Source organism: Acidovorax sp. SDU_ACID1, from assembly GCF_045291395.1.
Lineage (GTDB): Bacteria > Pseudomonadota > Gammaproteobacteria > Burkholderiales > Burkholderiaceae_C > MR-S7.
On sequence record NZ_CP152342.1, the window covers coordinates 2,446,865 to 2,467,951 of the forward strand.

General features: G+C 67.2%; 24 protein-coding genes and 1 tRNA gene. 9 read left to right on the forward strand and 16 right to left on the reverse strand.

What is annotated here, in order from left to right; translation table 11 throughout:
• Positions 1-59: 59 nt before the first annotated feature.
• The 4 genes from AAG689_RS12065 to AAG689_RS12080 all read left to right on the forward strand — a co-directional run bounded on the left by AAG689_RS12065 (position 60) and on the right by AAG689_RS12080 (position 2,668).
• Positions 60-647 (forward strand): hypothetical protein, encoded by a 588-nt coding sequence (locus AAG689_RS12065; RefSeq protein ID WP_406626144.1) that lies wholly within the window; start codon positions 60-62, stop codon positions 645-647.
• A 42-nt stretch (positions 648-689) separates the two neighbouring features.
• Entirely contained in the window at positions 690-1,103 is a 414-nt protein-coding gene (locus AAG689_RS12070; RefSeq protein ID WP_406626145.1) for a hypothetical protein, read from the forward strand.
• Positions 1,096-1,587 (forward strand): NUMOD4 motif-containing HNH endonuclease, encoded by a 492-nt coding sequence (locus tag AAG689_RS12075; RefSeq protein ID WP_406626146.1) that lies wholly within the window; start codon positions 1,096-1,098, stop codon positions 1,585-1,587. The genes AAG689_RS12070 and AAG689_RS12075 overlap by 8 nt, the downstream gene beginning before the upstream one ends.
• 172 nt (positions 1,588-1,759) lie before the next feature.
• Positions 1,760-2,668 (forward strand): recombination-associated protein RdgC, encoded by a 909-nt coding sequence (locus AAG689_RS12080; RefSeq protein ID WP_406626147.1) that lies wholly within the window; start codon positions 1,760-1,762, stop codon positions 2,666-2,668.
• 6 nt (positions 2,669-2,674) lie between these two features.
• On the opposite strand, the gene AAG689_RS12085 is transcribed toward AAG689_RS12080, so the two are convergent.
• Positions 2,675-3,244: a hypothetical protein gene (locus tag AAG689_RS12085; protein ID WP_406626148.1), complete on the reverse strand. Its 570-nt coding sequence runs from the start codon at positions 3,242-3,244 to the stop codon at positions 2,675-2,677.
• A gap of 138 nt (positions 3,245-3,382) precedes the next feature.
• On the opposite strand from AAG689_RS12085, the gene AAG689_RS12090 reads away from it, so the two are divergent.
• Positions 3,383-3,637, forward strand: coding sequence for a hypothetical protein (locus AAG689_RS12090; RefSeq protein WP_406626149.1), 255 nt, complete (start codon positions 3,383-3,385; stop codon positions 3,635-3,637).
• Here the strand turns inward: AAG689_RS12090 and AAG689_RS12095 are convergent.
• On the reverse strand, positions 3,599-3,841 hold the full coding sequence (locus AAG689_RS12095) for a hypothetical protein (protein WP_406626150.1): 243 nt from the start codon (positions 3,839-3,841) through the stop codon (positions 3,599-3,601). The two genes, AAG689_RS12090 and AAG689_RS12095, sit on opposite strands and share 39 nt — an antisense overlap.
• A gap of 183 nt (positions 3,842-4,024) precedes the next feature.
• On the reverse strand, positions 4,025-4,969 hold the full coding sequence (locus tag AAG689_RS12100; protein ID WP_406626151.1) for an HNH endonuclease: 945 nt from the start codon (positions 4,967-4,969) through the stop codon (positions 4,025-4,027).
• A gap of 80 nt (positions 4,970-5,049) precedes the next feature.
• Between AAG689_RS12100 and AAG689_RS12105 the strand changes: the two genes are divergently transcribed.
• Complete coding sequence (locus AAG689_RS12105; protein ID WP_406626152.1) at positions 5,050-5,328, forward strand: helix-turn-helix domain-containing protein; 279 nt, start codon at positions 5,050-5,052, stop codon at positions 5,326-5,328.
• Here the strand turns inward: AAG689_RS12105 and AAG689_RS12110 are convergent.
• From AAG689_RS12110 to AAG689_RS12155, 10 genes are all read right to left on the reverse strand, one after another.
• Positions 5,249-6,385: a site-specific integrase gene (locus tag AAG689_RS12110; RefSeq protein WP_406626153.1), complete on the reverse strand. Its 1,137-nt coding sequence runs from the start codon at positions 6,383-6,385 to the stop codon at positions 5,249-5,251. The two genes, AAG689_RS12105 and AAG689_RS12110, sit on opposite strands and share 80 nt — an antisense overlap.
• Before the next feature lie 173 nt (positions 6,386-6,558).
• Positions 6,559-6,634 (reverse strand) — tRNA-Val (locus AAG689_RS12115).
• Positions 6,635-6,649: 15 nt separating this feature from the next.
• Complete coding sequence (locus tag AAG689_RS12120) at positions 6,650-6,922, reverse strand: HU family DNA-binding protein (protein WP_011805814.1); 273 nt, start codon at positions 6,920-6,922, stop codon at positions 6,650-6,652.
• Positions 6,923-7,234: 312 nt separating this feature from the next.
• Positions 7,235-7,804 carry a CDP-diacylglycerol--glycerol-3-phosphate 3-phosphatidyltransferase gene (gene pgsA, locus AAG689_RS12125; protein WP_020227528.1) on the reverse strand — a complete coding sequence of 190 codons (570 nt, stop codon included), beginning with the start codon at positions 7,802-7,804 and terminating at the stop codon, positions 7,235-7,237.
• A 32-nt stretch (positions 7,805-7,836) separates the two neighbouring features.
• Positions 7,837-9,777 carry an excinuclease ABC subunit UvrC gene (gene uvrC, locus AAG689_RS12130; protein ID WP_406626154.1) on the reverse strand — a complete coding sequence of 647 codons (1,941 nt, stop codon included), beginning with the start codon at positions 9,775-9,777 and terminating at the stop codon, positions 7,837-7,839.
• An 84-nt stretch (positions 9,778-9,861) separates the two neighbouring features.
• Complete coding sequence (locus AAG689_RS12135) at positions 9,862-10,680, reverse strand: TIGR03915 family putative DNA repair protein (RefSeq protein WP_406626155.1); 819 nt, start codon at positions 10,678-10,680, stop codon at positions 9,862-9,864.
• A 1-nt stretch (position 10,681) separates the two neighbouring features.
• Positions 10,682-11,950, reverse strand: coding sequence for a putative DNA modification/repair radical SAM protein (locus AAG689_RS12140; RefSeq protein WP_406626156.1), 1,269 nt, complete (start codon positions 11,948-11,950; stop codon positions 10,682-10,684).
• A gap of 124 nt (positions 11,951-12,074) precedes the next feature.
• Entirely contained in the window at positions 12,075-13,052 is a 978-nt protein-coding gene (locus AAG689_RS12145) for a Bug family tripartite tricarboxylate transporter substrate binding protein (protein WP_406626157.1), read from the reverse strand.
• 26 nt (positions 13,053-13,078) lie between these two features.
• Positions 13,079-14,056, reverse strand: coding sequence for a hydroxymethylglutaryl-CoA lyase (locus tag AAG689_RS12150; RefSeq protein WP_406626158.1), 978 nt, complete (start codon positions 14,054-14,056; stop codon positions 13,079-13,081).
• Positions 14,053-15,279, reverse strand: coding sequence for a CaiB/BaiF CoA transferase family protein (locus AAG689_RS12155; RefSeq protein ID WP_406626159.1), 1,227 nt, complete (start codon positions 15,277-15,279; stop codon positions 14,053-14,055). Before AAG689_RS12155 ends, AAG689_RS12150 begins: the two co-directional genes overlap by 4 nt.
• Before the next feature lie 96 nt (positions 15,280-15,375).
• Here AAG689_RS12155 and AAG689_RS12160 point away from each other — a divergent pair, with 96 nt between their 5' ends.
• From AAG689_RS12160 to efp, 3 genes are all read left to right on the forward strand, one after another.
• Positions 15,376-16,260 (forward strand): LysR family transcriptional regulator, encoded by an 885-nt coding sequence (locus AAG689_RS12160; RefSeq protein ID WP_406626160.1) that lies wholly within the window; start codon positions 15,376-15,378, stop codon positions 16,258-16,260.
• Entirely contained in the window at positions 16,257-17,336 is a 1,080-nt protein-coding gene (earP, locus tag AAG689_RS12165) for an elongation factor P maturation arginine rhamnosyltransferase EarP (RefSeq protein WP_406626161.1), read from the forward strand. The genes AAG689_RS12160 and earP overlap by 4 nt, the downstream gene beginning before the upstream one ends.
• Before the next feature lie 169 nt (positions 17,337-17,505).
• Positions 17,506-18,060, forward strand: a complete 555-nt coding sequence (gene efp, locus AAG689_RS12170; RefSeq protein ID WP_406626162.1) for an elongation factor P — start codon at positions 17,506-17,508, stop codon at positions 18,058-18,060.
• A 54-nt stretch (positions 18,061-18,114) separates the two neighbouring features.
• On the opposite strand, the gene AAG689_RS12175 is transcribed toward efp, so the two are convergent.
• Genes AAG689_RS12175 through AAG689_RS12185 form a run of 3 tightly spaced genes read right to left on the reverse strand, consistent with a single transcriptional unit; the run spans position 18,115 to position 20,819 of the window.
• Positions 18,115-18,366, reverse strand: coding sequence for a hypothetical protein (locus tag AAG689_RS12175; RefSeq protein ID WP_406626163.1), 252 nt, complete (start codon positions 18,364-18,366; stop codon positions 18,115-18,117).
• A gap of 5 nt (positions 18,367-18,371) precedes the next feature.
• Positions 18,372-19,655, reverse strand: a complete 1,284-nt coding sequence (locus tag AAG689_RS12180; protein WP_406626164.1) for a TFIIB-type zinc ribbon-containing protein — start codon at positions 19,653-19,655, stop codon at positions 18,372-18,374.
• Complete coding sequence (locus AAG689_RS12185) at positions 19,656-20,819, reverse strand: SPFH domain-containing protein (RefSeq protein ID WP_406626165.1); 1,164 nt, start codon at positions 20,817-20,819, stop codon at positions 19,656-19,658.
• Between the last annotated feature and the right edge of the window lie 268 nt (positions 20,820-21,087).

A 21,087-nucleotide genomic window follows, 5' to 3' on the forward strand; every position in this document is an offset into this window, starting at 1 on the left:
ACCACCTCATGCCCGCCGCCATGCGGGCTTTTTTCGCCCGCGTCGGGCAAGGAGTTCCCGTGAACATCACCATCAACCATCCGACATTCAATTTCCATGCAGCGCCAGCACTGGGCCGTGCGTTCTTCGCCGCGCTGATGCCCACCGATGAAGACCCTGACACCACAGCGCCAGCAGCGGCCCAGGCAGTGGCCGGCCCGCCGCAGATCGGCGAGTACTGGGAAGGTCAAGGCGGCATCTACGCCGGCGACTTTCGCGGCGGCGATGGCTCCGTCTACGGCCTGATCGTGGGCGCGGAGGAGGACATCGGCAGGGCACGCTGGGCCCACGAAGGTGACATGCCCAACCTGACGGACTGGGATGGCCTGGCCAACACAGCCGCCCTGGTCGAGTCCTGCCCCGCCGCCAAGCTGGCCGCCGGGTACACCCGCGACGAGCACAGCGACTTCTACCTGCCCGCGCGCCGCGAGCTGCACCTTGCAGCCGCAAACGTGCCGGACAAATTCGGCAAGTCCTCCTGGTACTGGTCCAGCACGCCCTACAGCGGCAGCTATGCGTGGGCGGTCGATTTCGAGCTCGGCCCCACGAGCCACGGCTTCCGGCGCTACGAGTTCCGTGTCCGCCCCTTCCGCAGATTCATCTACTGATCCCTTCACCCCTTTCCCTCAACCTCACCACAGGAGCCTGCAATGAACGCAGCAGTCGAAACCCGCATTCCCGCCCTCAACCAGCCCTGGCCCGAGCAGGGCGGCATCTACATCGGCTCGCGCCTGATCGATGGTGCCGTGCACCACGTCGTGATCCCCGGCGGCGTGGAGTTCGATCATGAGGACGTCCCTTTCAGCCGCGTCGAACAGGTGGTGAACGAAGGTGATGAACTGAACGGCCACAGCGACTGGCGCGCGCCCGATCAGGAAGACCTGATGCTGGCCTACATCAATGCCCGGGAGCACTTCGACAAGTCCTCCTGGTACTGGTCGCGCAGCGAGCACCACGGCTGGCCGTGGGCGGTCGATTTCGAGCACGGCACCACGAACCGCTACGACCGGCACGACGAGTTCCGTGTCCGCCCCTTCCGCTCGTTCACGCTCAGCGATGACTGAAGAATGGCGCGGGATACCCGGCTGGCCTGGGTACGAAGCCAGTTCCACGGGCAGGGTGCGGTCCTCGAACGGCATCAAGGTGCCGTTCAGGGATCCGAAGGGCTACCTAAAGGTGAAGCTGTGGAGCCACTCCAGGGCCAAGAACCTACGTGTCAGCGGCTTGGTGGCGCTGGCATTCCACGGGCCGGCTCCCGCTGGCCATGTCGTGCGTCACCGAAATGGCGCGAACGACGACAACCGGGCGGACAACCTGCTGTACGGCACACGCTCGGAGAACGAGCAGGACAAGGTGCGGCATGGCACTGCGCTGCTGGGAGAGCGCCATCACCAAGCCAAGTTGTGCACGGCGGATGTCCAGGCAATCCGCGCGCGGTATCAGCGAGGCTCGCGCGAGGATGGATCAAATGCCATCGCCAAGGACTTTGGCGTCACAGGCGCGTTGATTCGCTACATCGTGCGGGGAGAAACCTGGCGCCACGTTTGAGGCCAGGCCAGCCACAGCCACCACGAGCAGGCACTGGTCTGCCGCGCGCTGCTCAGACGCGGGCATGCCGTCGATGGCTTGCATCTTGAGAAGGCCTTTCGCCGGGACATCCCTGCTTCAAGCCCCCGATCTGTCCCCGGCCGCCCACTCGGCCTTTTCTCGTGGAGTCTCCATGTTTTCTGACCTCATCATCTATCGCATCGCCCAAGGCTGGGCACCTGATCTACAGACCGTCGAGGGCGTCTTGAGCAGGACGCCATTCGCAGAATGCGGCCCCACTCAAGAGAAGTCGGCGGGCTGGGTGCCGCCGCGCGGCGAGGCCCACGGCCTGCTGGCCGAGAGCGTGGGCGGGCAGTGGGTGCTGCGCTTCATGACCGAGGCCAAGATGCTCCCCGGCACGGTGCTGGCGCGCAAGGTGAAGGAAAAGGCCGCGCAGATCGAGCAGCAGACCGGCCGCAAGCCCGGCAAGAAGGAAACCAAGGAGCTCAAGGACGAGGCCAAGCTGGACCTGCTGCCCATGGCCTTCACCAAGCAGGGCTCCACCTGGGTGTGGATCGACCGCGAAGCGCGCCTGCTGGTGCTGGACACGGGCGCGCAGGGACGCGCCGACGAGATCGTCACCGCACTGGTCGAGGCGCTGCCCGGCCTGTCGGTGGCGCTGCTGGACACCCAGACCTCCGCGCAGGCCGCCATGGCCCACTGGCTCAAGGAGCAGGAGCCGCCCGCGGGCTTCTCCATCGACCGCGAATGCGAGCTGAAGGCGGCCGACGAGAGCAAGGCGGTGGTGCGCTACGCCCGCCACCCGCTGGACATCGAGGAAGTGCAGGCCCACATCCAGGCCGGCAAGCTGCCCACCAAGCTGGCCATGACCTGGGACGACCGCGTGAGCTTCGTGCTCACCGAGGGCCTGCAGCTCAAGAAAGTGGCCTTCCTCGACACGGTGTTCGAGGGGCAGGGCCAGGACGATGGCGGCTTCGATGCCGACGTGGCCATCGCCACGGGCGAGCTGTCCAAGCTCATCCCCGACCTGATCGAGGCGCTGGGCGGCGAGGGGCGCGCAAACCTAGGCGGCGCTCCATAAACGCACTCATTGCCTCCTCTGGTCCCTATCAAGACCACTTCTCGAAAAATCATCAAGATTTTTCGTAGTCGTAGTCAAATAGCCGTCGATGATGACAGCCAGACCATCCTCTGACCCGCCCAATTTGGGCAATTCTGCAATCAATGAAGAGAGCTGGCCTGCCGTCGTACGCGCGCTAAGCCACGACGGAAGAGATTCGACAGGCAATTCAGATACCCGGACTTCTTGATAGGTCAGCGAAAGCGTTTCGACCGACTCTCGGCTCCTATACAAAGCCTTCCTTGGCCCAGCGGAGGCGGAAGAAGTTCGTATTGCATGAAGCAGTGCGATCTGCTGGAGCAGGCAGTGCTTGGCAAGCCGGTGGTTCTTCCGGTGACTTTGCCTTGTCTGCCAATATGGCAGCGCGATGGCGATGATCAACGCCACAAGAGAGCCAATCGCTTGCATCCATCCTGACCACTCAGCCTTGGTCATGCATGTGGCCCACCAGTCGATCCACAGGAAGCAGTATTCCTGAGCAGGCTTTGCCACCTCTACAGCGCGCGCGAGCGCGTCTGCTAGCTGATTTGCGTCCATCGACCTCCTCCAGTTTTGAGTCGATGGTATCCACTCCACCTGCCCTCCTTGCGAGGGCATTTTTCATGGGTTCACGATGACCGCTCCATATCCCCTCCCCCCGCAAAAGTACGCCTGCACCGCGACACCAAGCGCCTGATGCTGCGCCGCCGAATGTGGCGACAACGCGCGCTGCAGTCCGCCATTGAGCTGGCCACTTGGCCGCCTGGAAAACCCGAGCGCCACGCCTGCGAGTCCGAGGTCATCAAGAGCCTGGACAAGGTGCGCCAGTGGTTCCGGGAGCCGCGCGCGGCGCTGGTGATCCAGGAAGTTCAGCGGAGAGCGGTGGCCGCGTTTAGAGAACGCGAAACAGCGTCACTGGCCGGGCAGCTTGAAGTCCGTGGTGACGAGTAGAAATGGGCTGCGATGCTCGCCTCGCTGGAGGATTTCAATGGCCTTTTGATTGATGGCAGCAGCATTGTCTGCATACGCTTCTGCTGGAGGACGCCCAACGCCATAAAAGTAGTCCTGCAAGGCCTCGAAAGAGATAAACGCTGTGTACCGCTTGCCTTGGAATTCAAATTGAAACGGATGCCCAATGATTGATCCAGCAACCATGCATTTCTCCTGTGCAACAGAACTCAGTATGACGGCAGTATTACAACTCAACCACGAACTATGCGACGAGGACAGGTACTACATCCGCGCTCATGACTTCTTGAGCGCGGCCGAGCGCGAGGCCACGATGCCCTCGCTGTTCGATGCGTTGGAGCTAGCGTAGTTTCCCTTGAAACCCGCAAATCAAAGCACAAAACCCTTGCGAAATACATGTTCACGATGAAAGGCCAGATAGCCTTGCTGCTTCATGGTGAACGGAATGGGCACGAAAGAGTCGCCCGGCAAAGCCCAAATTGCCAGCATTGCCGCGGCCTCGCTGTTCGCCACCAAGACAGAGCCGTCATCAGCGAATGAAATCCAGCCGTGGTCGAACAGCAGATCTACATGTGGCGCGAGCATTAGGCCATTGCTGCCGTCCAGGCGCTCGGCATCAGATGACGCAGCCCATGGCTTGATGTGGCTGGCGACGAGGAATGGCTCCAGCTCAACGCCCGTCAGTCGGCAGCGCTTCTCCACCGCCAGCACGTTGATGCGGAATCGGCCTTGCCCACGGCGAGCGCGCACAAGTTGCTCTACCTCGGTCGGATTTCCGCCAGATGCCACGATAGCCGCTTCCTGGGCGTCCTCAGACGCCTGCGTAGTCTGGCGAGCCAGTACCTCCAACGCGGCGGAGTCTGACGGAGCGATCAACCGCTGAAGCAGCTTACCAAGCTCTGAGCTTATGGCTGCCAGGTAGCACCCCTGGTTGCCATCGCCGGTTTCTTTGCGAATAGGCGAATGCTTGGTGGGTAGCAGCGGTGCGATCTCTGCCAGGTGATCTTTCGGGCGCAAGGGTTGCCGCAGGAGTTCCCATTCCACAGGTACCAACCATCCAGCAGTGGCCCATACATCGCCAGCCGCGCCGAAGCTCTCGGGTTTGCCTTCTTCACGGAAAGCTCCGGTAGCTACACCCAAAGCCTTGATCTGCCCATCAGCGTAAGAGATCACAACGTCGCCGGGCTGAACACGCGTCAACGTGAGATAGCTCTCATTGGCCTGTCCATTTGCCTTCGTCTTCGGACTCCAGATGTACCCGCCCAGCACCTCGTGTTTGTAGGTTTGCTTGTGGTTCACCCACCAATAGTTCATTTCCGCCTCCCTTCTACGACCGGCGCAACACCCACCGAGAGCCCGCATAGCGGGCTTTCTTGTTTTCAGGGAACACCAACATGACCACCCACACGATGGGCTTGGCCGAAGCGGCCGAGACCCTCAAGATCCATCCGCACTCATTGGAAAAGCTGATCCGCAGCGGCGAGATAGCAGCCGGCAAGGTCGGGCGCGCGTACGTCCTGATGACCCGCGACGTGCTCGCCTATGCCGAGAAGATCATCATCAATCAGACTGCCGACCGCCTGCGCAGCAGAACTACCAGAGCGCCTTCGACAAGTCGGAGGCGCGCAGGTTCGCGTAGCGCATCAGCATCCGGTGGCTCTTGTGCCCAGTGATCTTCATGATTTCCGTCTCCGACAGCTTCGTGCGCTCGAACAACCGGCTTGTAGCCTCGTGCCGCAAGTCGTGAAATTTCAAATCCACGCACCCAGCGACATCGAAGATGCCAGGGTTCCGCTCGTTGTGGAACAACTTGCTCAGGTAGTCGCTGGTGGCGTCCATGTCCTTCGCTCCCCCACTCCACCAGGGGAACAGCCGTGCAGTAGGGTCAGGCGCAGACCCATGCACTTTCTTCAGATAGCCCCGTAGTTCTGCGACCGCCACAGTCGTCAGCGGCACTTGGCGCTTACTGCCATTCTTCGTCCGGTCGAGGAAGACCGTGCGCCGCGGCAGGTCCACCTGGCCGACCGTCAGCGTGAACATCTCACGCATCCGCATGGCCGACTCCAAGGCCAGGATGAACAGGCAGCGCAACGCTTTGTTGTGCTCGAGCGGCATGGGGCGCTGCTTGCGCGCCAATACCCCGCCCTCGATTACCCCCAGAATCTTCTCGTATTCGCCGACCTCCAGGCGTCGGTCACGCTCTACGTCCTCGCGCTTCACGCCGGCCTCAGCCTCATCGGTCTTCGTGTACTGGGCATAGCCATCCGGCAGATTGCGCAGCGGCGTATCCGGCAACGTCAGGAGCTTCTTGCGCACGCCCCAATCCGTACAACGGGCCAGAGCGCCCACGCGCGCCCTGATGCTCGCTGGAGCCAGCGTCTCTACGCGCTTCATCGTGGCGATCCAGGCATCCACCCAGTCCACATTGATGACCGTCACGGAGCTATCGCCATGATCGCGCAGCACAGGCCCCAAGGCGCCCTGGTCTTTTTTCGAGGGGTGAGAATCCCGCTCGTACTCGCGCACCAGCTCCGCGATGGTCAGCACCCGCTCGCGCCGCTGGTGCTCTGTCGGCACGATGCCCCTGGCCAGCAGCGCTTCAAGCCTTGCTGCGTACTCGTCACCTTCCGCCTCGTTGCCGAAGGTCAGGTACAGAGGCTTTTCCAGCACACCCTTGCGCTTGAACGTGTACTGCCACGTTCCATTTGAAAGCTGTCGCTTATTTGCCATCACCCCTCCTCAGGCCCTGCCTGCCAGGGAGCGCGATTCTACGCCTAGGCAGGTTGGTAACCCACGTTTTCAGGTTGGTGGATGCGTCCTGGGGCGTCCATTCAGGGCGGTAAGCAGGGCAAAGAAAAAGGGCCTAGATTTCTCTAAGCCCTTGATTTCTTTAGCCTTCGGGGTGGTGGGTGCTAACGGGGTCGAACCGCTGACCTACGCCTTGTAAGGGCGCCGCTCTACCAACTGAGCTAAGCACCCCCCATATCTCACCTATCAGTTCAGGGCATCCTTCAATGCCTTGCCCGGACGGAACTTCGGCACTTTAGCAGCCTTGATTTTAATCGTAGCGCCCGTGCGGGGATTGCGGCCGGTGCGCGCTGCGCGCTTACCCACCGCGAACGTGCCGAAACCGACCAGCGACACCGTGCCACCCTTCTTCAGAGTCTTCTTGACCGCCTCGATCGTGGACTCCAGCGCACGCGCCGCGGCCGCCTTGGAGATATCTGCGTTGTTAGCGATGTGCTCAATCAGTTCGGTTTTATTCACAAGAAGCCTCTCGGGAAAGGAGTGGATGGAATGCCTTATGCAAATCTGGTGTCTTCACGCGTGCGCGCTGGCCGGAGGGCCGCAGGCGCTCGAAACGGGAAGGGGCTGGGGCAGCGTCAGAAATTGCCGCCTCAGATTAAAGCCAGCGCGTTTCGGGGTGTCAATATGACGTACCGCTCAGCGTCAACTTGTTTGCAAATTCTAGTCGCAATTGCCCCATCCTCCGGGCGGGCGCAGCGGTTTTTGTCTCGCAAACGCCGGTCTAGGCCGATTCCGAATTGACAAACCGCCGTATGCCGCGCAGATCCTGCCTCACCGGGACACGCGCGCCCGTATCTCGGGCAGCGCTTTCTGCAGGTAATACACCATGGACCACACGGTGAGCACCGCGGCCAGCCAGATCAGCCAGGTGCCCCAGACGCCCGTGTCAACAATGTTGAACAGGCGCCCATCGTAGAGCAGGAAGGGGATGGCCACCATCTGCACCGTGGTCTTGAGCTTGCCGAGCATGTGCACCGCCACGCTCTTGCTCGCGCCGATCTGGGCCATCCACTCGCGCAGCGCGCTGATGGCGATCTCGCGGCCGATGATGATGAGGGCCACGAACACGTCGGCGCGCTGCATGTGCACCAGCACCAGCAGCGAGGCGCAGACGAGGAACTTGTCGGCCACCGGATCGAGGAAGGCGCCGAAGGCCGAGGTCTGGTCGAGCTTGCGCGCCAGGTAGCCGTCGAGCCAGTCGGTGGCCGCGAAGACGATGAACATCACCGTGGCGATGAGGTTGCAAGTGGCGGGCGCCAAAGGCGCATAGAACACACCCACGATCAGGGGGATCGCGACGATGCGCGTCCAGGTCATCAGGGTGGGAATCGTCCAGAACATGGCGGCGATTGTGTCACGCCCGCGCGGCCGCTTCAGCGCAGCGCGCGGTAGATCTCTTCGGCCAGGTCGCGCGAGATGCCCTCCACCGTGGCCAGATCGTCCACGCTGGCATCTTGCACGCCGCGCACGCCGCCGAAACGCTGCAGCAGCCGCGCGCGCTTCTTGGGGCCCACGCCCGCGATATCCTCCAGCCGGCTGCCGCCCACCCGCACCCGCGCGCGCGCCGCGCGCATGCCGGTGATGGCGAAGCGGTGCGCCTCGTCGCGGATCTGGGCGACGAGCATCAGCGCGGCGGAGTCGCGGCCCAGATAGACCTTCTCGCGGCCGTCAGCGAACACCAGCTCCTCCAGGCCCACCTTGCGGCCCTCGCCCTTTTCCACGCCCACGATGCGCGAGATGTCCAGCCCCAGCTCGGTGAACACCTCGCGCGCCATGCTCACCTGGCCCTTGCCGCCATCGACGAGCACCAGGTCGGGCAGGTGCGCCTTGGCCTCGGCGCCGCCGGCCTCGCGCTGGGCCTCGGCCACGTGCCGATAGCGCCGCGTGAGCACCTGGCGCATGGCGGCGTAGTCGTCGCCGCCTGTGATGCCCTCGATCTTGAAGCGGCGGTATTCGCTGCTCTGCATCTTGTGGTGGTGGAACACCACGCACGAGGCCTGCGTGGACTCGCCCGCCGTGTGCGAGATGTCGAAGCACTCGATGGTCAGCGCCTCCAGACCCTCGGTGTCCAGGTCCAGCGCCTCGGCCAGCGCGCGGGTGCGCGCCTGCTGCGAGCCCTCCTCCGCCAGCAGGCGGGCGAGCTGGATCTCTGCGTTCTGCTGCGCCATCTCCAGCCAGGCGCGGCGCTGCTCGCGCGGCTGGTGGATGGCGGACACGCGCACGCCGCTCTGCTGCGCCAGCGCGTCGAGCAGCGTCTGGCCCACCGGCTCGCTGACGATCAGCGTGGGCGGCACGGGCACGCCCAGGTAGTGCTGGGCGATGAAGGCCTCCAGCACCTGCGCCTCCACGCTGCGCTCGGCGGCCTCGCCCTCGGCCGGCTCCTCCGCCTGGAACACGCCGGCCGCCTCCTCCACATGCACGGGGAAATAGGCGCGGTCGCCCAGGTGGCGGCCGCCGCGCACCATGGCCAGATTCACGCACGCGCGCCCGCCCTGCACGCGCACGGCGAGAATGTCCACGTCCTTGTCCGACACCGTCTCCACCGCCTGCTGGTGCAGCACGCGCGACAGCGCCGTGAGCTGGTTGCGCACCTCGGCCGCCTGCTCGAACTCCAGCTTCTCCGAATGCGCCAGCATGCGCTGCTCCAACGCCTGCAGCAGCTCCTGGGTCTCGCCGCGCAGTAGCGCCTCGGCGCTGTGCACGTCGCCCGCATAGGCCTCGGGCGAGATGAGCTGAACGCAGGGGCCGGTGCAGCGCTTGATCTGGTAGAGCAGGCAGGGCCGCGTGCGGTTGGCGAACACCGTGTCCTCGCAGGTGCGCAGGCGGAACACCTTCTGCAGCAGCTGGATGGTCTCCTTGACCGCCCAGGCGCCGGGGTACGGGCCGAAGTAGCGGTGGCGCTTGTCCACCGCGCCGCGGTAGTAGGCCATGCGCGGGTAGCGCTGGCCGGGCGCGTCGCCGGTGCCGTCCTTGGCCGCCACGCCGGTGATCTTGAGATAGGGGTAGCTCTTGTCGTCCCTGAACAGGATGTTGTACTTGGGGTTCAGCGACTTGATGAGGTTGTTTTCGAGCAGCAGCGCCTCGGCCTCGGAGCGCACCACGGTCGTCTCCAGCCGCGCGATCTTGCCCACCATGTGGCCGGTGCGCGTGCCGCCGTGCTGCTTGGTGAAGTAGCTGCCGACGCGCTTCTTCAGGTTGCGCGCCTTGCCCACGTAGAGCAGCGCGTCCTGTGCGTCGAAATAGCGGTACACGCCCGGCAGCGGCGGCAGGGCCGCCACCTGGGCCAGCAGTTCTTCGGAATGCGAGGGGGACATGGCGCTATTGTGTCCGCCGCCATGGCGCTCCTGAAAAAATAGCTGCTCGCGCTTGCTGGATAAGCGCTGGAGGCCCGAAGCACTTCAAAGGGATTGCACGATGCGCCGGCGCGGCGCGGTCGCCTCGGCCGCCACCATGCGCGCGCTGCGCTCGTGCGCGCCGTGGGCCAGCTCGTCGATCAGCACGGCCTCGGGCAGGTTGTGCCAGTAGCGCCGGGGCATCTCCTTTTTCATCATGCCGGTCTTCAGCCGCGCGGGGTTGAAGATGCTGCGGTAATAGGTGAGCCACAGCGCCTCGCCCGCGTCGGGCGGCGGGGCGTCGGCGCGCTGGGCGCCGGGGCCCACGTGCAGCGCGGCGCCGTCCCAGCGCACGCTGGCGTCGGGCGTGAGGATGGCCCAGTGCATCTGCGTGAAGCGGCGCACGAAGAAGCCGGCGTTGGCCTCGGTGATGTAGTGGTCGGGCTCGAACCAGGCGACCTGCACGGTGCGGCCCGCGCCGTCCGCCACGGGGCGGAAGCGCACGAAGGCGTGCATCTTGTGCATGTCGCGCGCCACGGCGTGGGCCATGTGGCGGGCCTGCACGCGGTCTGCGTCGAGCGGATCGCGGCGCAGGGCGTCATCGCGCGACAGGCGCCACAGCAGGCGGTACATGAGGGCGAAGCGCGCAGGGTCGCGGTGCAGCACGATGCGCTCGCACAGGCGCACGAAGCTCTGGGGCACGTGCGGCGCGGGGCCGGGCGGCGATGGCAATGGGTCTGCGGGCGCGGCGAACAGGTCGTGCTCGGCATCCTGCGCGGTGCGCCACAACACCTCCTGCGGCGGCACGCCGGCCTGCGCCAGCGCGCGGGCGGCGCGGCGAAAGCCTGGCCAATCCGTGGGATGCGCCAGGGTGACGGTGTGCATGTCAGCTAAACAGCGGGAGTTGCGCAGGGGGTGAAGCCAAGCGCGCGGCGAGGTCGGCGGCATCCAGCGCGCGGCCGGGGCGGTGGTCGGCCGCCTCCACGAAGGGAAGCACCTTTTTCAACGGCACGCGCAGCCGCAGCAGATCGGCATGGCGCAGGCGGCGCACGCGGCGCGCGGCCAGCAGGCGGTCGACGGTGGCCACGCCCAGGCCGGGCACGCGCAGCAGCAGCTCGCGCGGGGCGGTGTTCAGGTTGACGGGGAAGCGCTCGCGGTGCGCCAGGGCCCAGGCGAGCTTGGGGTCGATGTCCAGCGCCAGCATGCCGTCGCCATGCCGGGTGGGCACGATCTCCTCGTGCGTGAAGCCGTAGAAGCGCATGAGCCAGTCGGCCTGGTAGAGCCGGTGCTCGCGCACCACGGGCGGCGCAGCCAGCGGCAGGGCGCGCGCCGCGTCGGGGATGGGGCTGAAGGCCGAGTAATAGACGCGCCGCAGCCGGTGCGCGCCGTAGAGGCCGCTGCTCGCGGCGAGGATGGTGCGGTCGTCGGCGGCGTCTGCCCCCACGATCATTTGCGTGCTCTGCCCGCCGGGCGCGAAGTGCGGGGCGGCGGCGCGGCGCGGGGCGGCGGACGAGGGCCGGGCCCGCGCCTGCTCCTTGCGCGCCTGCCGCGCGTCCTCGATGCGCACCGCCATGCGCGCCATGGAGCGCGTGATGGCCGCACCGTTCTTCTGCGGCGCCAGCGCGGCCAGGCCCTCGCGCGTGGGCAGTTCCACGTTGATGCTCAGGCGGTCGGCGTAGCGGCCCGCGCGCTCCAGCAGCTCGGGCGCTGCGTCGGGGATGGTCTTCAGGTGGATGTAGCCGCGGAAGTCGTGCTCCTCGCGCAGCACGCGGGCCACTTCCACCACCTGCTCCATGGTGTAGTCGGGGCTCTGGATGATGCCGCTGGAGAGGAACAGCCCCTCGATGCAGTTGCGCCGGTAGAAGTCCAGCGTGAGCGCCACCACCTCGGCCACGGTGAAGCGGGCGCGCGGCACGTTGCTGCTGACGCGGTTGACGCAGTACAGGCAGTCGTACTGGCAGTAGTTGGTGAGCAGCACCTTGAGCAGCGAGATGCAGCGCCCGTCCGGCGCGTAGCTGTGGCAGATGCCCATGCCCTCGGTGGAGCCCATGCCCCGCCCGCCCACGGAATCGCGCGGCGCGGCGCCGCTGGACGCGCAGGAAGCGTCGTACTTGGCCGCATCGGCCAGGATGGCGAGCTTGGATTGCAAATTCACTGTATGAATTTACAGTAAATCATTCCCGCATGCCAAGCCCGGCCATTTCTTTTACTACATAAAAAATAGCTTCCAGCGCTTGCTGCACAAGCGCTGGAAGCCGATTTGGCTTGAAACCCGTGGCTTATTCGGCTTCGATCCTGGAGCTCTTGATCACGCCCGCCCAGTTGGCGTAGTCGGCCTTCACGCGCTCGCCCAGTTGCTGCGGGCCCAGGTAGTCGGCCGTGGCGCCCTGCTCCTCGGCCTTCTTGCGGAAGGCCGGGTCTTCGACCACCTTCTTCAGGTCGGCGGCCAGCTTGTCGATGACCGGCTTGGGCACGGCGGCGGGCGCGAACAGCGCGAACCACGACGTGGCGTTCACGCCCGGGTAGCCCGCCTCGGCCGTGGTGGGCGCGTTGGGCAGGCTGGGCAGGCGCTCCTTGCCCGTCACGGCCAGCACGCGCAGCTTGCCGGACTGGATGTGCGGCATGAACGGCGGCGCGGTGCCGAAGGTCAGGTCCACCTGCCCGCCCAGCAGGTCCTGCAGCGCGGGGCCGGTGCCCTTGTAGGGCACGTGCACCATCTTGACGCCGCCCTGCTGCTCCAGCATTGCGCCGGTCACGTGCTGCAGCGAGCCGTTGCCGGACGATGCGTAGTTGAGCTTGCCGGGGTTGGCCTTGGCGTAGGCGATCAGCTCGGGCAGCGTCTTCACCGGCAGGCCGTCGCGCACCACGATGATCTGCGGGGCCGAGATCACGTTGGCGATGGGCTGGAAGTCCTTCAGGTCCCACTGCGGCGCCTTCGTCAGGTGCGGCGAGATGACGTGGTAGCCCGAGTACTGCATGAGCAGCGTGTAGCCGTCGGGCTCCGCGCGCTTGACGATGCTGGCGGCGATGGCGCCGTTGCCACCGCCCTTGTTGTCCGCCACCACCGACTGGCCCAGCACCGGGCCCAGCGCCTGCGCGACCATGCGCGCAGACAGGTCGGTGGTGCCGCCCGCCGCCGTGGGCACGACGAAGGTCACGGGCTTGGCCGGGTAGCCCTGCGCTGCAGCGCCGCCGGCGCAGGCCAGGGCTGCGGCGGCGAGCGCCAGGGTGGTGAATTGCTTGCGTGTGATGCGCATGGTGCGTGTCTCCTCTGGTAAAAAAATCAGGTGTTCCGTGCCAGCGCGCGTTCGCGGATGGCCTCGAAGTCGGCGGACGCCGGGTGCAGATCCAGCCGCTGGCCGGCCTTGGCGATCTGGCCCGGAATGTCGTGGCCGATCAGCGCCGGCAGGCGCCGCGCCACGGCCAGCAGCGCGGGCAGATCGATCCCCGTGCCATAACCCATGAGCTGCAGCGCATGCGCCACCTCCTCGGTGCAGACGTTGCCCGACGCGCCCGGCGCGTAGGGGCAGCCGCCCAGGCCGCCCAGCGAGGCATCAAAGCGGCTCGCGCCCGCGTCGATGGCCGCGAGCACGTTGGCCAGGCCCATGCCGCGCGTGTTGTGGAAATGCAGCGTGAACGCCATTCCCGGCCAGCGCGCGAGCGCACCTGCCGTGAGCTGCGCCACCTGCGTGGGATAGGCCATGCCCGTGGTGTCGCACAGCGTCACGCCCTGCACGCCCAGATCCGCGAAGCGCTGCACCCAGGCGAAGGCTTCTTCCTGCAGCACGTCGCCCTCCATCGGGCAACCGAACACGCACGAAAGCGAGACATTCACCGCCACGCGCGCGTCCTGCGCCATGGCGATCACCATGGAGAGCGCGGCGAACGACTGCGCGCGCGTCATGCGCAGGTTGCACAGGTTGTGCGTCTCGCTCACCGACATGACGAGGTTCAGCTCGTCCGTGCGCGCCTCGATGGCCCGCTCGGCCCCGCGCGCATTGGGCACCAGCGCGGTGTAGACCGTGTCGGGGCCGCGCTCGATCTCGCGCATCACGATCTCGGCATCGCGCAGCGCGGGGATGGCCGTGGGCGAGGTGAACGAGGTCACCTCGATCTTCGGCAGGCCTGCCGCCGACAGGGCGTTGACCAGCGCGATCTTGTCCTCGGTCGGCACGAACTGGCATTCCATCTGCAGGCCGTCGCGCATGCCCACGTCGCACAGTTCGATGCGGCGGCCCGCGCCGTTCCAGACGCTGTTCATTGGATGACTCCCTTGCCGCGCAGCAGCGCGATCTGTTCCGTGGAAAGGCCCGCCTCGGCCAGCACCGCGTCGGTGTCGTCGCCCAGGTGCGGCGCGCTGCTGCGGATGGTGCCCGGCGTGCCCGAGAGCTTGGGCACGATGCCCGGCACGGTTACTTCGTGGCCGTCGCGCGTCTGCTGGGTCAGCAGCATTCCGCGCGCCTGGTAGTGCGGGTCCTCGGCAATGTCCTTGGCCGTGTAGACCTTGCCCGCCGGCACGCGCGCGGCGGCCAGCAGCTCCATCACCTGGGCCACGGTGCGCGCTTGCGTCCAGGCGCCAATCGCCGCGTCGATCTCGCCCACGCGCGCCACGCGGCCCGCGTTGTCGGCCAGTTGCGGGTCATCCGCCAAATCCTGCCTGCCGATGGTCGCCATCAGCCGCTTGAAAATGCTGTCGCCATTGCCGGCCACCAGCACCCAGCCGTCCTGGCACGGGTAGGCGTTGCTCGGCGCGATGCCCGGCAGCGCGCTGCCCGCCGCCTCGCGCACCGCGCCGAAGGCGCTGTACTCGGGGATCAGGCTTTCCATGCAGTTGAACACCGCCTCGTGCAGCGCCACGTCGATCACCTGGCCCGCGCCGCCATTCACCTTGCGGTGGTAGAGCGCCATCATCACGCCGATGGCCCCGTGCAGCGCCGCCAGCGTGTCGCCGATCGACACGCCCACGCGCACCGGCACGCGGCCCGGCTCGGCCGTGAGGTGACGCAGGCCGCCCATGGCCTCGCCGATCACGCCGAAGCCCGGCAGGTCGCGGTACGGCCCCGTCTGGCCGTAGCCCGAGATGCGCAGGATGACCAGGCCCGGGTTCAGCGCGTGCAGCTCGGCAGGCGACATGCCCCAGCCCTCCAGCGTGCCGGGGCGGAAGTTCTCGATCAGCACGTCGGCCTCGGCGATCAGCTTGCACGCTATCGCTTGCGCCTCGGCCTGGCGCAGGTCCAGCGCCACCGACTTCTTGTTGCGCGACTGCACCTGCCACCAGACCGAGGTGCCCTCCTTGATGAGCCGCCAGTTGCGCAGCGGGTCGCCCGCTCCGACCGCCTCGATCTTGACGACCTCGGCGCCGAACTCGCCCAGCGTCTTGCCGCAGAACGGGCCCGCGATGAGCTGGCCCATCTCGATCACGCGCACGCCGGCCAGCGCGGCCGCAGGCGCGGCGGGGGTGGTTGTCTCTGGTGTCTGTTGCATGGCGGCGGATGATGCGGCGCGCCGCGCGCGGCGCAAAACGCTCGATTGCGAAGCTGCCATCGCAAACCGGCATGGCCGGCAGTACCATCGCCAGCCATGAAGCTCGACCCGGTCTCCCTGCGCCTGTTCGTCGCGGTGATGGAAGAAAACGCCATCGCCCGCGCCGCCGCGCGCGAGCACATCGCCCCCTCGGCCGCCAGCCGCCGCCTGGCCGAGCTGGAAGCCGCGCTGCAGGTGGAGCTGTTCACGCGCAGCAACCGGGGCACCGAACCCACGGCCGCCGCCTACGCGCTGCTGCACATGGCGCGCGGCGTGCTCAACGAGATGGACGGCATCGCCGCGCAGATGCGCGACTTCCGCGCCGGCGTGCGCGGCCACGTGCGCGTGGTGGCCAACATCTCGGCCATCACCCAGTTCCTGCCCGCCGAGCTGCAGCGCTTCATGACCGCGCACCCGCAGGTCGACGTGCGGCTGCACGAGCAGATCAGCACCGCCGTGGCCCGCTCGGTGGCCGAGAACGCGGCCGACGTGGGCATCCTCACCCACGGCAGCTACGGCGAGCGCGTCACGCTGCTGCCCTACCGCGAGGACGAGCTGGTCCTCATCGTGCCCGCGGGCCACAGCCTCGCACGCAGGCAGCGCGTGCGCCTGGCCGACGCCCTGCCCTGCGACTTCGTGGGCATGCACCCGGGCAGCGCCATCAACAACCTGCTCACGCGCGCGGCGGCGGAGCTGGAGATGCCGCTCAAGCTGCGCATGCAGGTCACCGGCTACGACGCGCTGTGCCTCATGGTCTCCGCCGGGCTCGGCGTGGGCATGCTGCCGCGCGGCAGCGCGCAGATCTACCGCGGCACGCTGGCGATCCGCGCCATCCCCCTGGCCGAGCCCTGGGCGCGGCGGCGGCTATCGCTGTGCGTGCGCTCGGAAGAATCGCTCACCCGCGTCGCCCGGCTGCTGGTCGACCACCTGCGCGCGCCATGAGCCAGGCGGCCGTGCTGCGCTGGGACCTGTTCTGCCAGGTCATCGACAACTACGGCGACATCGGCGTGTGCTGGCGCTTGGCCGCCGACCTGGGCGCGCGCGGCCACGCCGTGCGCCTATGGGTGGACGACGCCAGCGCCCTCGCCTGGATGGCGCCGCAAGGCGCGCCCGGCGTGCAGGTGCGGCCCTGGCCCGCAGAGGCGCCCGAGGACGGCCCGGGCGACGTGGTGGTCGAAGCCTTCGGCTGCGAGATCGCCCCCGGCTTCGTGGCCGCCATCGCCCGCCGCAGGCCGGTGTGGATCAACCTCGAATACCTGAGCGCCGAAGGCTACGTGGAGCGCTGCCACCGCCTGCCCTCGCCCCTGATGAGCAGCCCCGGCGCGGGCCTCGTGCGCTGGTTCTTCTACCCTGGCTTCACGCCGCGCACCGGCGGGTTGCTGCGCGAGGGCGGCCTGGCCGAACGCCAGCGCGCCTTCGACCGCCAGGGCTGGCGCGCGCGCCGCGGCATCGCGCCGCACGCGCTGGCCGTCTCGCTGTTCTGCTACGAGCCGCCCGCCCTGCCCCTGCTGCTCGAGGAACTGCGCGCACGCGGCGACGCGCGGCTGCTCGTCACGCCGGGACGTGCCACCGCAGCAGTTTTGAACGAAATTGACCTCCAGCGCTTATCCAGCAAGCGCGAGCAGCTATCAATTTCATACCTGGAGCCCTGCCCCCAGAGCGCCTTCGACGAAATGCTCTGGGCCTGCGACCTGAACTTCGTGCGCGGCGAGGACTCGCTGGTGCGCGCCCTCTGGGCGGGCCAGCCCTTCGTCTGGCACATCTACCCGCAGCACGACGGCGCGCACCACGCCAAGCTGCACGCCTTCCTGGACTGGCTGCAGGCCCCCGCCTCGCTGCGGCATGCGCACGCGCTGTGGAACGGGCTGGAAGGCCTGCCGCAGGCGCCCGCGCTGCCGCCGCTGGACGCCGCCCTGCTCGCCGAGTGGGGCGCCTGCGTGCGCGCCGCGCGCGCGCGGCTGCTGCAGCAGAGCGACTTGTTGACCCAGCTGCTGGGGTTCGTCAGCGAAAAAAGCTAGAATCCGTGGTTTTGCGCCATACCAAGGCGGCACGCGAGCGTGCCCAGCCGGCGCCCCCGCCGCGGAACATGCGCCGGGGTGGAAGGCGGCCCTGCTGACGCAACACCACGGGCCACGCCCGCCCGCCCCGACTTGTGGAGCGGCCCAACCTTTCACTCCCAAGCACGCCATGAAAATCGCTCAAGAAATCCGCGCCGGCAACGTGATCATGCAGGGCAAAGACCCCATGATCGTCCTCAAGACCGAATACGCCCGCGGCGGCCGTGGTGCCGCCACCGTGCGCATGAAGCTCAAGGCCCTGCTGTCCAACATGGGCACCGAAGTCGTCTTCAAGGCCGACGACAAGATCGACAACGTGATCCTCGACAAGAAGGAGTGCACCTACTCCTACTTCGCCGACCCGATGTACGTCTGGATGGACACCGAGTACAACCAGTACGAAGTGGAAGCCGCCAACATGGGCGACGCCATCAGCTACCTGGAAGACGGCATGTCCGCCGAAGTGGTGTTCTACGACGGCAAGGCCATCTCCGTGGAACTGCCCACCAGCGTGGAGCGCGAGATCACCTGGACGGAACCCGCCGTGAAGGGCGACACGTCCGGCAAGGTGCTCAAGCCCGCCAAGATCGCCACCGGCTTCGAGGTGCCCGTGCCCCTGTTCGTGGACCAGGGCGACAAGATCGAAATCGACACGCGCACCGGCGAATACCGCAAGCGCGTCTGATCGCGCGCTGCGCTGCTTCAAAAAAGGCTTCCTCCGGGAAGCCTTTTTGTTTTTCTACACCCGCTTCACGCGCCGGCGGTAGTCGCCCACGTTGTTGCCGGTGATCTGCGTGGCCTGCGTGCCCCGCACTTCGCTCACCTTCGCATCCGCATCGGCGCCCGTGGCGGGCTGGGCGGTGATGTGGGTCTCGTGCTCGAAGCCGTGCGACTTGTCGGTATTGCGGTAGTAGCGGTAGAGCATCCAGTACAGCCCCACCGCGCTGGCCGGCCCGAGGGCCAGCAGGAAAAGAATGCTGTCGTCGTTCATGGTGTTCAGCGCCCGATGAACCAGAGGACCAGGGCCTCGACGAACGTGCCCACGGCGAGCGCGGCGGTGACGAGCTTCCACTGCTGCACCGGCACGCTGCCCATGGTCTCGCCCGTGCGGCCGTTCACCGCGATGTAGTGCAGCATGCCGCCGCCCCGGCCCGGCTGGTGGTAGGAATAGAGCCATACCGGCAGGTACATCGCCACCCAGCGCGTGCCGTGCACGTCGAGCCGCTCCTGCTCCCAGCGCACGCCGCGGCCGTAGCGGCGCACCGATGCCTGCACCTGCGCGCGCGCGATGGAGAGCAGCTGGTCCTCCAGGCGCGGGTGCAGGTGCTCCACGTCGCGGTCGCGCTTTTCCGAGGTGTAGCCGACGAGGTACGAGGCATTCCACTTCACCGCGTTCTTGGTGTCGAACGGCAGGATGGCGTTGATGACGTTGTGGGTGTTGGCCTGCGTGTCGAGGTTGCCGCGCTTGGCGCTCGACTCCAGCGTCAGGTCGTCCACCGTGAAGTCCACGTGCCGCTGCACGCGGTACACGTCGGCGTCGTAGTAGGTCTTCTGGTCCTTGCCCTCGCCGCGCGTGTAGCGGCGCGTCTCCACCTCACCGAAGCCGGCCACGTCGGCGCTGGCGTTGGCGTCCACCACCATATAGGGCAGGTAGACGCCCAGCACGTTCTCCGGCGCGAACTCCTCCTTGAACGCCTTGAGCGCGAACATGCGGCGCTTGCCCACGAACTGGCGGATGCGGGCCACCGCGTCGTCCTTCTTGATGTGGAAGGGCAGCACCGCGTCGGGCACCGCGCCGTTGTCGATCTGCTCGTTGACCCCCAGCATGTGGCGGCACCAGTGGCAGCGCGCGGTCATGGCGGTCTCGGTGTTGACCACCACGTCGGCGCCGCAGCCGGCGCAGTGGTAGGTGCGCAGGCTGGCCGCGTCGGCGGCGATGTTCTGCGCGCCGGAGGCGATCTGCGTGCCTTTCAGCTCGCCGATGCCCTCGCCCAGGCCGAACGCCTCCTCCACGCGCGCCGCCGTCCACTCGTGGCGGCAGTACAGGCAGACCAGCTTGTCGGTGCCCGCACGCTGGCGGATCTCGGTCGAGCCGCACTTGGGGCAGCGGTTGACGCCGTCGCGCAGCTCCCTGGAGGCCGTGTCGATGGCAACGGGATCGGGCGCGAGCAGCTCGTCGCGGATCGGCTCCGGCAGCGTGGCCGGGTCCACCGGGAACTCGCCGGGGGCGGGCGGCACGTCCCGCGGCGACCCCGGCCCGCTCGGAAGGGAGGCCGGCATCTACAGGCCGAGCGCCTTGGCCTTGACCGCGTCGTAGTCGGCCTGGGTGATGAGACCCGCGTCGAGCATCTGCTTGGCCTTGGTGAGCCGGGCGACGGGGTCGTCCGCCGCCGGTGCCGCGGGCGCGGGCGCAGGCGCCACCGGCTGCTGCAGGCCCGCCAGCCCGCCCAGCCCGCCCGTCGCGATGCCCATGCCCATGAGGCCGCCTACCCCGGCGTTCTGCCCCGCCCCCTGGATGCCCGCGGCCACCGAGGCCTGCAGGTTGGAATTGCCGCGCGCGCCGGCCAGCGCGTCGGCGCGCTGCACGCTCTTGAGCAGCTCGCGGGTATGGGCGTCGTACTCGATCGAGACAATGGCCGTGCGGATGATGGCCAGCCCGCGCCCGGACTTCCACTGGTAGGCGCGCTCGACCGCGTCCGACAGGCTCTGGGCGAAGCCCACGGAGTCCTGCTGGATCTTCGTGATGCGGTTGCCCTTGGCCGGGTCGTTGGTATAGAGGCTGAAGGCCGGCGCGAGCGAGGCCACCACCTCGTTGAAAAGCTGGCCCGCCGCAGCGTTGTCCAGGTCGGTGAAGTCGAACACCTGGCCCGGCTGCAGGTACGCGGCCGGCACGAAGCTCTTCACGAACAGGATGGGATCGACGATCTTCAGCGTATAGCTGCCGCGCGTGATGGCGCCCACCTGGGCATTCAGATAGCCGTCGTCCCAGTAGATCTCCGACTGCGTGCCGAAGCGGTTGTCCGGCAGCTCCTTGAGCGACACGAAGAACGCCGCCTGCTGCGAACCCGGCTGGCCGCCGAACTTGAAGCGCTCCCAGCTCTGCTTGACGAGCGCATCCATGAGGCCGCCGCCCGTGAAGATGGACTGGGAATTGAGATCGCTCGAATTCCACTCGTAGGCGCCCGGCTCGGCCGCGAAGCCGGTGATCGCGCCATCCTGCAGCAGCAGCAGGCCGTAGCCCTCGGGCACGACGATCCTGGAGCCGTTGGTGATGATGTTCGACGACCCCTTGGTGTTCGCGCCGCGCCCGGCATTGGTGCCGCGCGGCACCGCCGCGAACAGCGCCGCCGTGGGCGGCAGGCCGTCCGGCACCGTGTAGAAGTCCTTCCACTGGTCGGCCAGCGCTCCGCCGACCGAACCCACCGCTGCCTGGATGAGGCCCATGATGCTTTCCTTGTGTCAATGCGCACCGCCGGGAGGTGGCGGGACGCCAAAAGCATATCCGAAGCGCAGCGGCGGCCGTCCCTGGAGGGGGCCGATGCAGCCATGCCGGCGGCTGAAAGGAAAGACGCGGCACAACCCGGGCAATACTGGCGCCATGCACCAGCACCCCACCGCCTTCCAGATCCCGCGCCGCATGCCGCACGGCGCCCGGCCCGCAATGCGCCAGCACCGCCTGGCGGCGCCGCTGTGGCAATGAGCGCCCCGCCCC

Excerpts from the sequence above, each read along its gene's own strand:
- AAG689_RS12070 (WP_406626145.1), top strand. The coding sequence starts at position 690 with ATGAACGCAGCAGTCGAAACCCGCATTCCCGCCCTCAACCAGCCCTGG.
- AAG689_RS12075 (WP_406626146.1), top strand. The coding sequence starts at position 1,096 with ATGACTGAAGAATGGCGCGGGATACCCGGCTGGCCTGGGTACGAAGCC.
- AAG689_RS12080 (WP_406626147.1), top strand. The coding sequence starts at position 1,760 with ATGTTTTCTGACCTCATCATCTATCGCATCGCCCAAGGCTGGGCACCT.
- AAG689_RS12085 (WP_406626148.1), bottom strand. The coding sequence starts at position 3,244 with ATGGACGCAAATCAGCTAGCAGACGCGCTCGCGCGCGCTGTAGAGGTG.
- AAG689_RS12090 (WP_406626149.1), top strand. The coding sequence starts at position 3,383 with ATGCTGCGCCGCCGAATGTGGCGACAACGCGCGCTGCAGTCCGCCATT.
- AAG689_RS12095 (WP_406626150.1), bottom strand. The coding sequence starts at position 3,841 with ATGGTTGCTGGATCAATCATTGGGCATCCGTTTCAATTTGAATTCCAA.
- AAG689_RS12100 (WP_406626151.1), bottom strand. The coding sequence starts at position 4,969 with ATGAACTATTGGTGGGTGAACCACAAGCAAACCTACAAACACGAGGTG.
- AAG689_RS12105 (WP_406626152.1), top strand. The coding sequence starts at position 5,050 with ATGACCACCCACACGATGGGCTTGGCCGAAGCGGCCGAGACCCTCAAG.
- AAG689_RS12110 (WP_406626153.1), bottom strand. The coding sequence starts at position 6,385 with ATGGCAAATAAGCGACAGCTTTCAAATGGAACGTGGCAGTACACGTTC.
- pgsA (WP_020227528.1), bottom strand. The coding sequence starts at position 7,804 with ATGTTCTGGACGATTCCCACCCTGATGACCTGGACGCGCATCGTCGCG.
- uvrC (WP_406626154.1), bottom strand. The coding sequence starts at position 9,777 with ATGTCCCCCTCGCATTCCGAAGAACTGCTGGCCCAGGTGGCGGCCCTG.
- AAG689_RS12135 (WP_406626155.1), bottom strand. The coding sequence starts at position 10,680 with ATGCACACCGTCACCCTGGCGCATCCCACGGATTGGCCAGGCTTTCGC.
- AAG689_RS12145 (WP_406626157.1), bottom strand. The coding sequence starts at position 13,052 with ATGCGCATCACACGCAAGCAATTCACCACCCTGGCGCTCGCCGCCGCA.
- AAG689_RS12150 (WP_406626158.1), bottom strand. The coding sequence starts at position 14,056 with ATGAACAGCGTCTGGAACGGCGCGGGCCGCCGCATCGAACTGTGCGAC.
- AAG689_RS12155 (WP_406626159.1), bottom strand. The coding sequence starts at position 15,279 with ATGCAACAGACACCAGAGACAACCACCCCCGCCGCGCCTGCGGCCGCG.
- AAG689_RS12160 (WP_406626160.1), top strand. The coding sequence starts at position 15,376 with ATGAAGCTCGACCCGGTCTCCCTGCGCCTGTTCGTCGCGGTGATGGAA.
- earP (WP_406626161.1), top strand. The coding sequence starts at position 16,257 with ATGAGCCAGGCGGCCGTGCTGCGCTGGGACCTGTTCTGCCAGGTCATC.
- efp (WP_406626162.1), top strand. The coding sequence starts at position 17,506 with ATGAAAATCGCTCAAGAAATCCGCGCCGGCAACGTGATCATGCAGGGC.
- AAG689_RS12175 (WP_406626163.1), bottom strand. The coding sequence starts at position 18,366 with ATGAACGACGACAGCATTCTTTTCCTGCTGGCCCTCGGGCCGGCCAGC.
- AAG689_RS12180 (WP_406626164.1), bottom strand. The coding sequence starts at position 19,655 with ATGCCGGCCTCCCTTCCGAGCGGGCCGGGGTCGCCGCGGGACGTGCCG.
- AAG689_RS12185 (WP_406626165.1), bottom strand. The coding sequence starts at position 20,819 with ATGGGCCTCATCCAGGCAGCGGTGGGTTCGGTCGGCGGAGCGCTGGCC.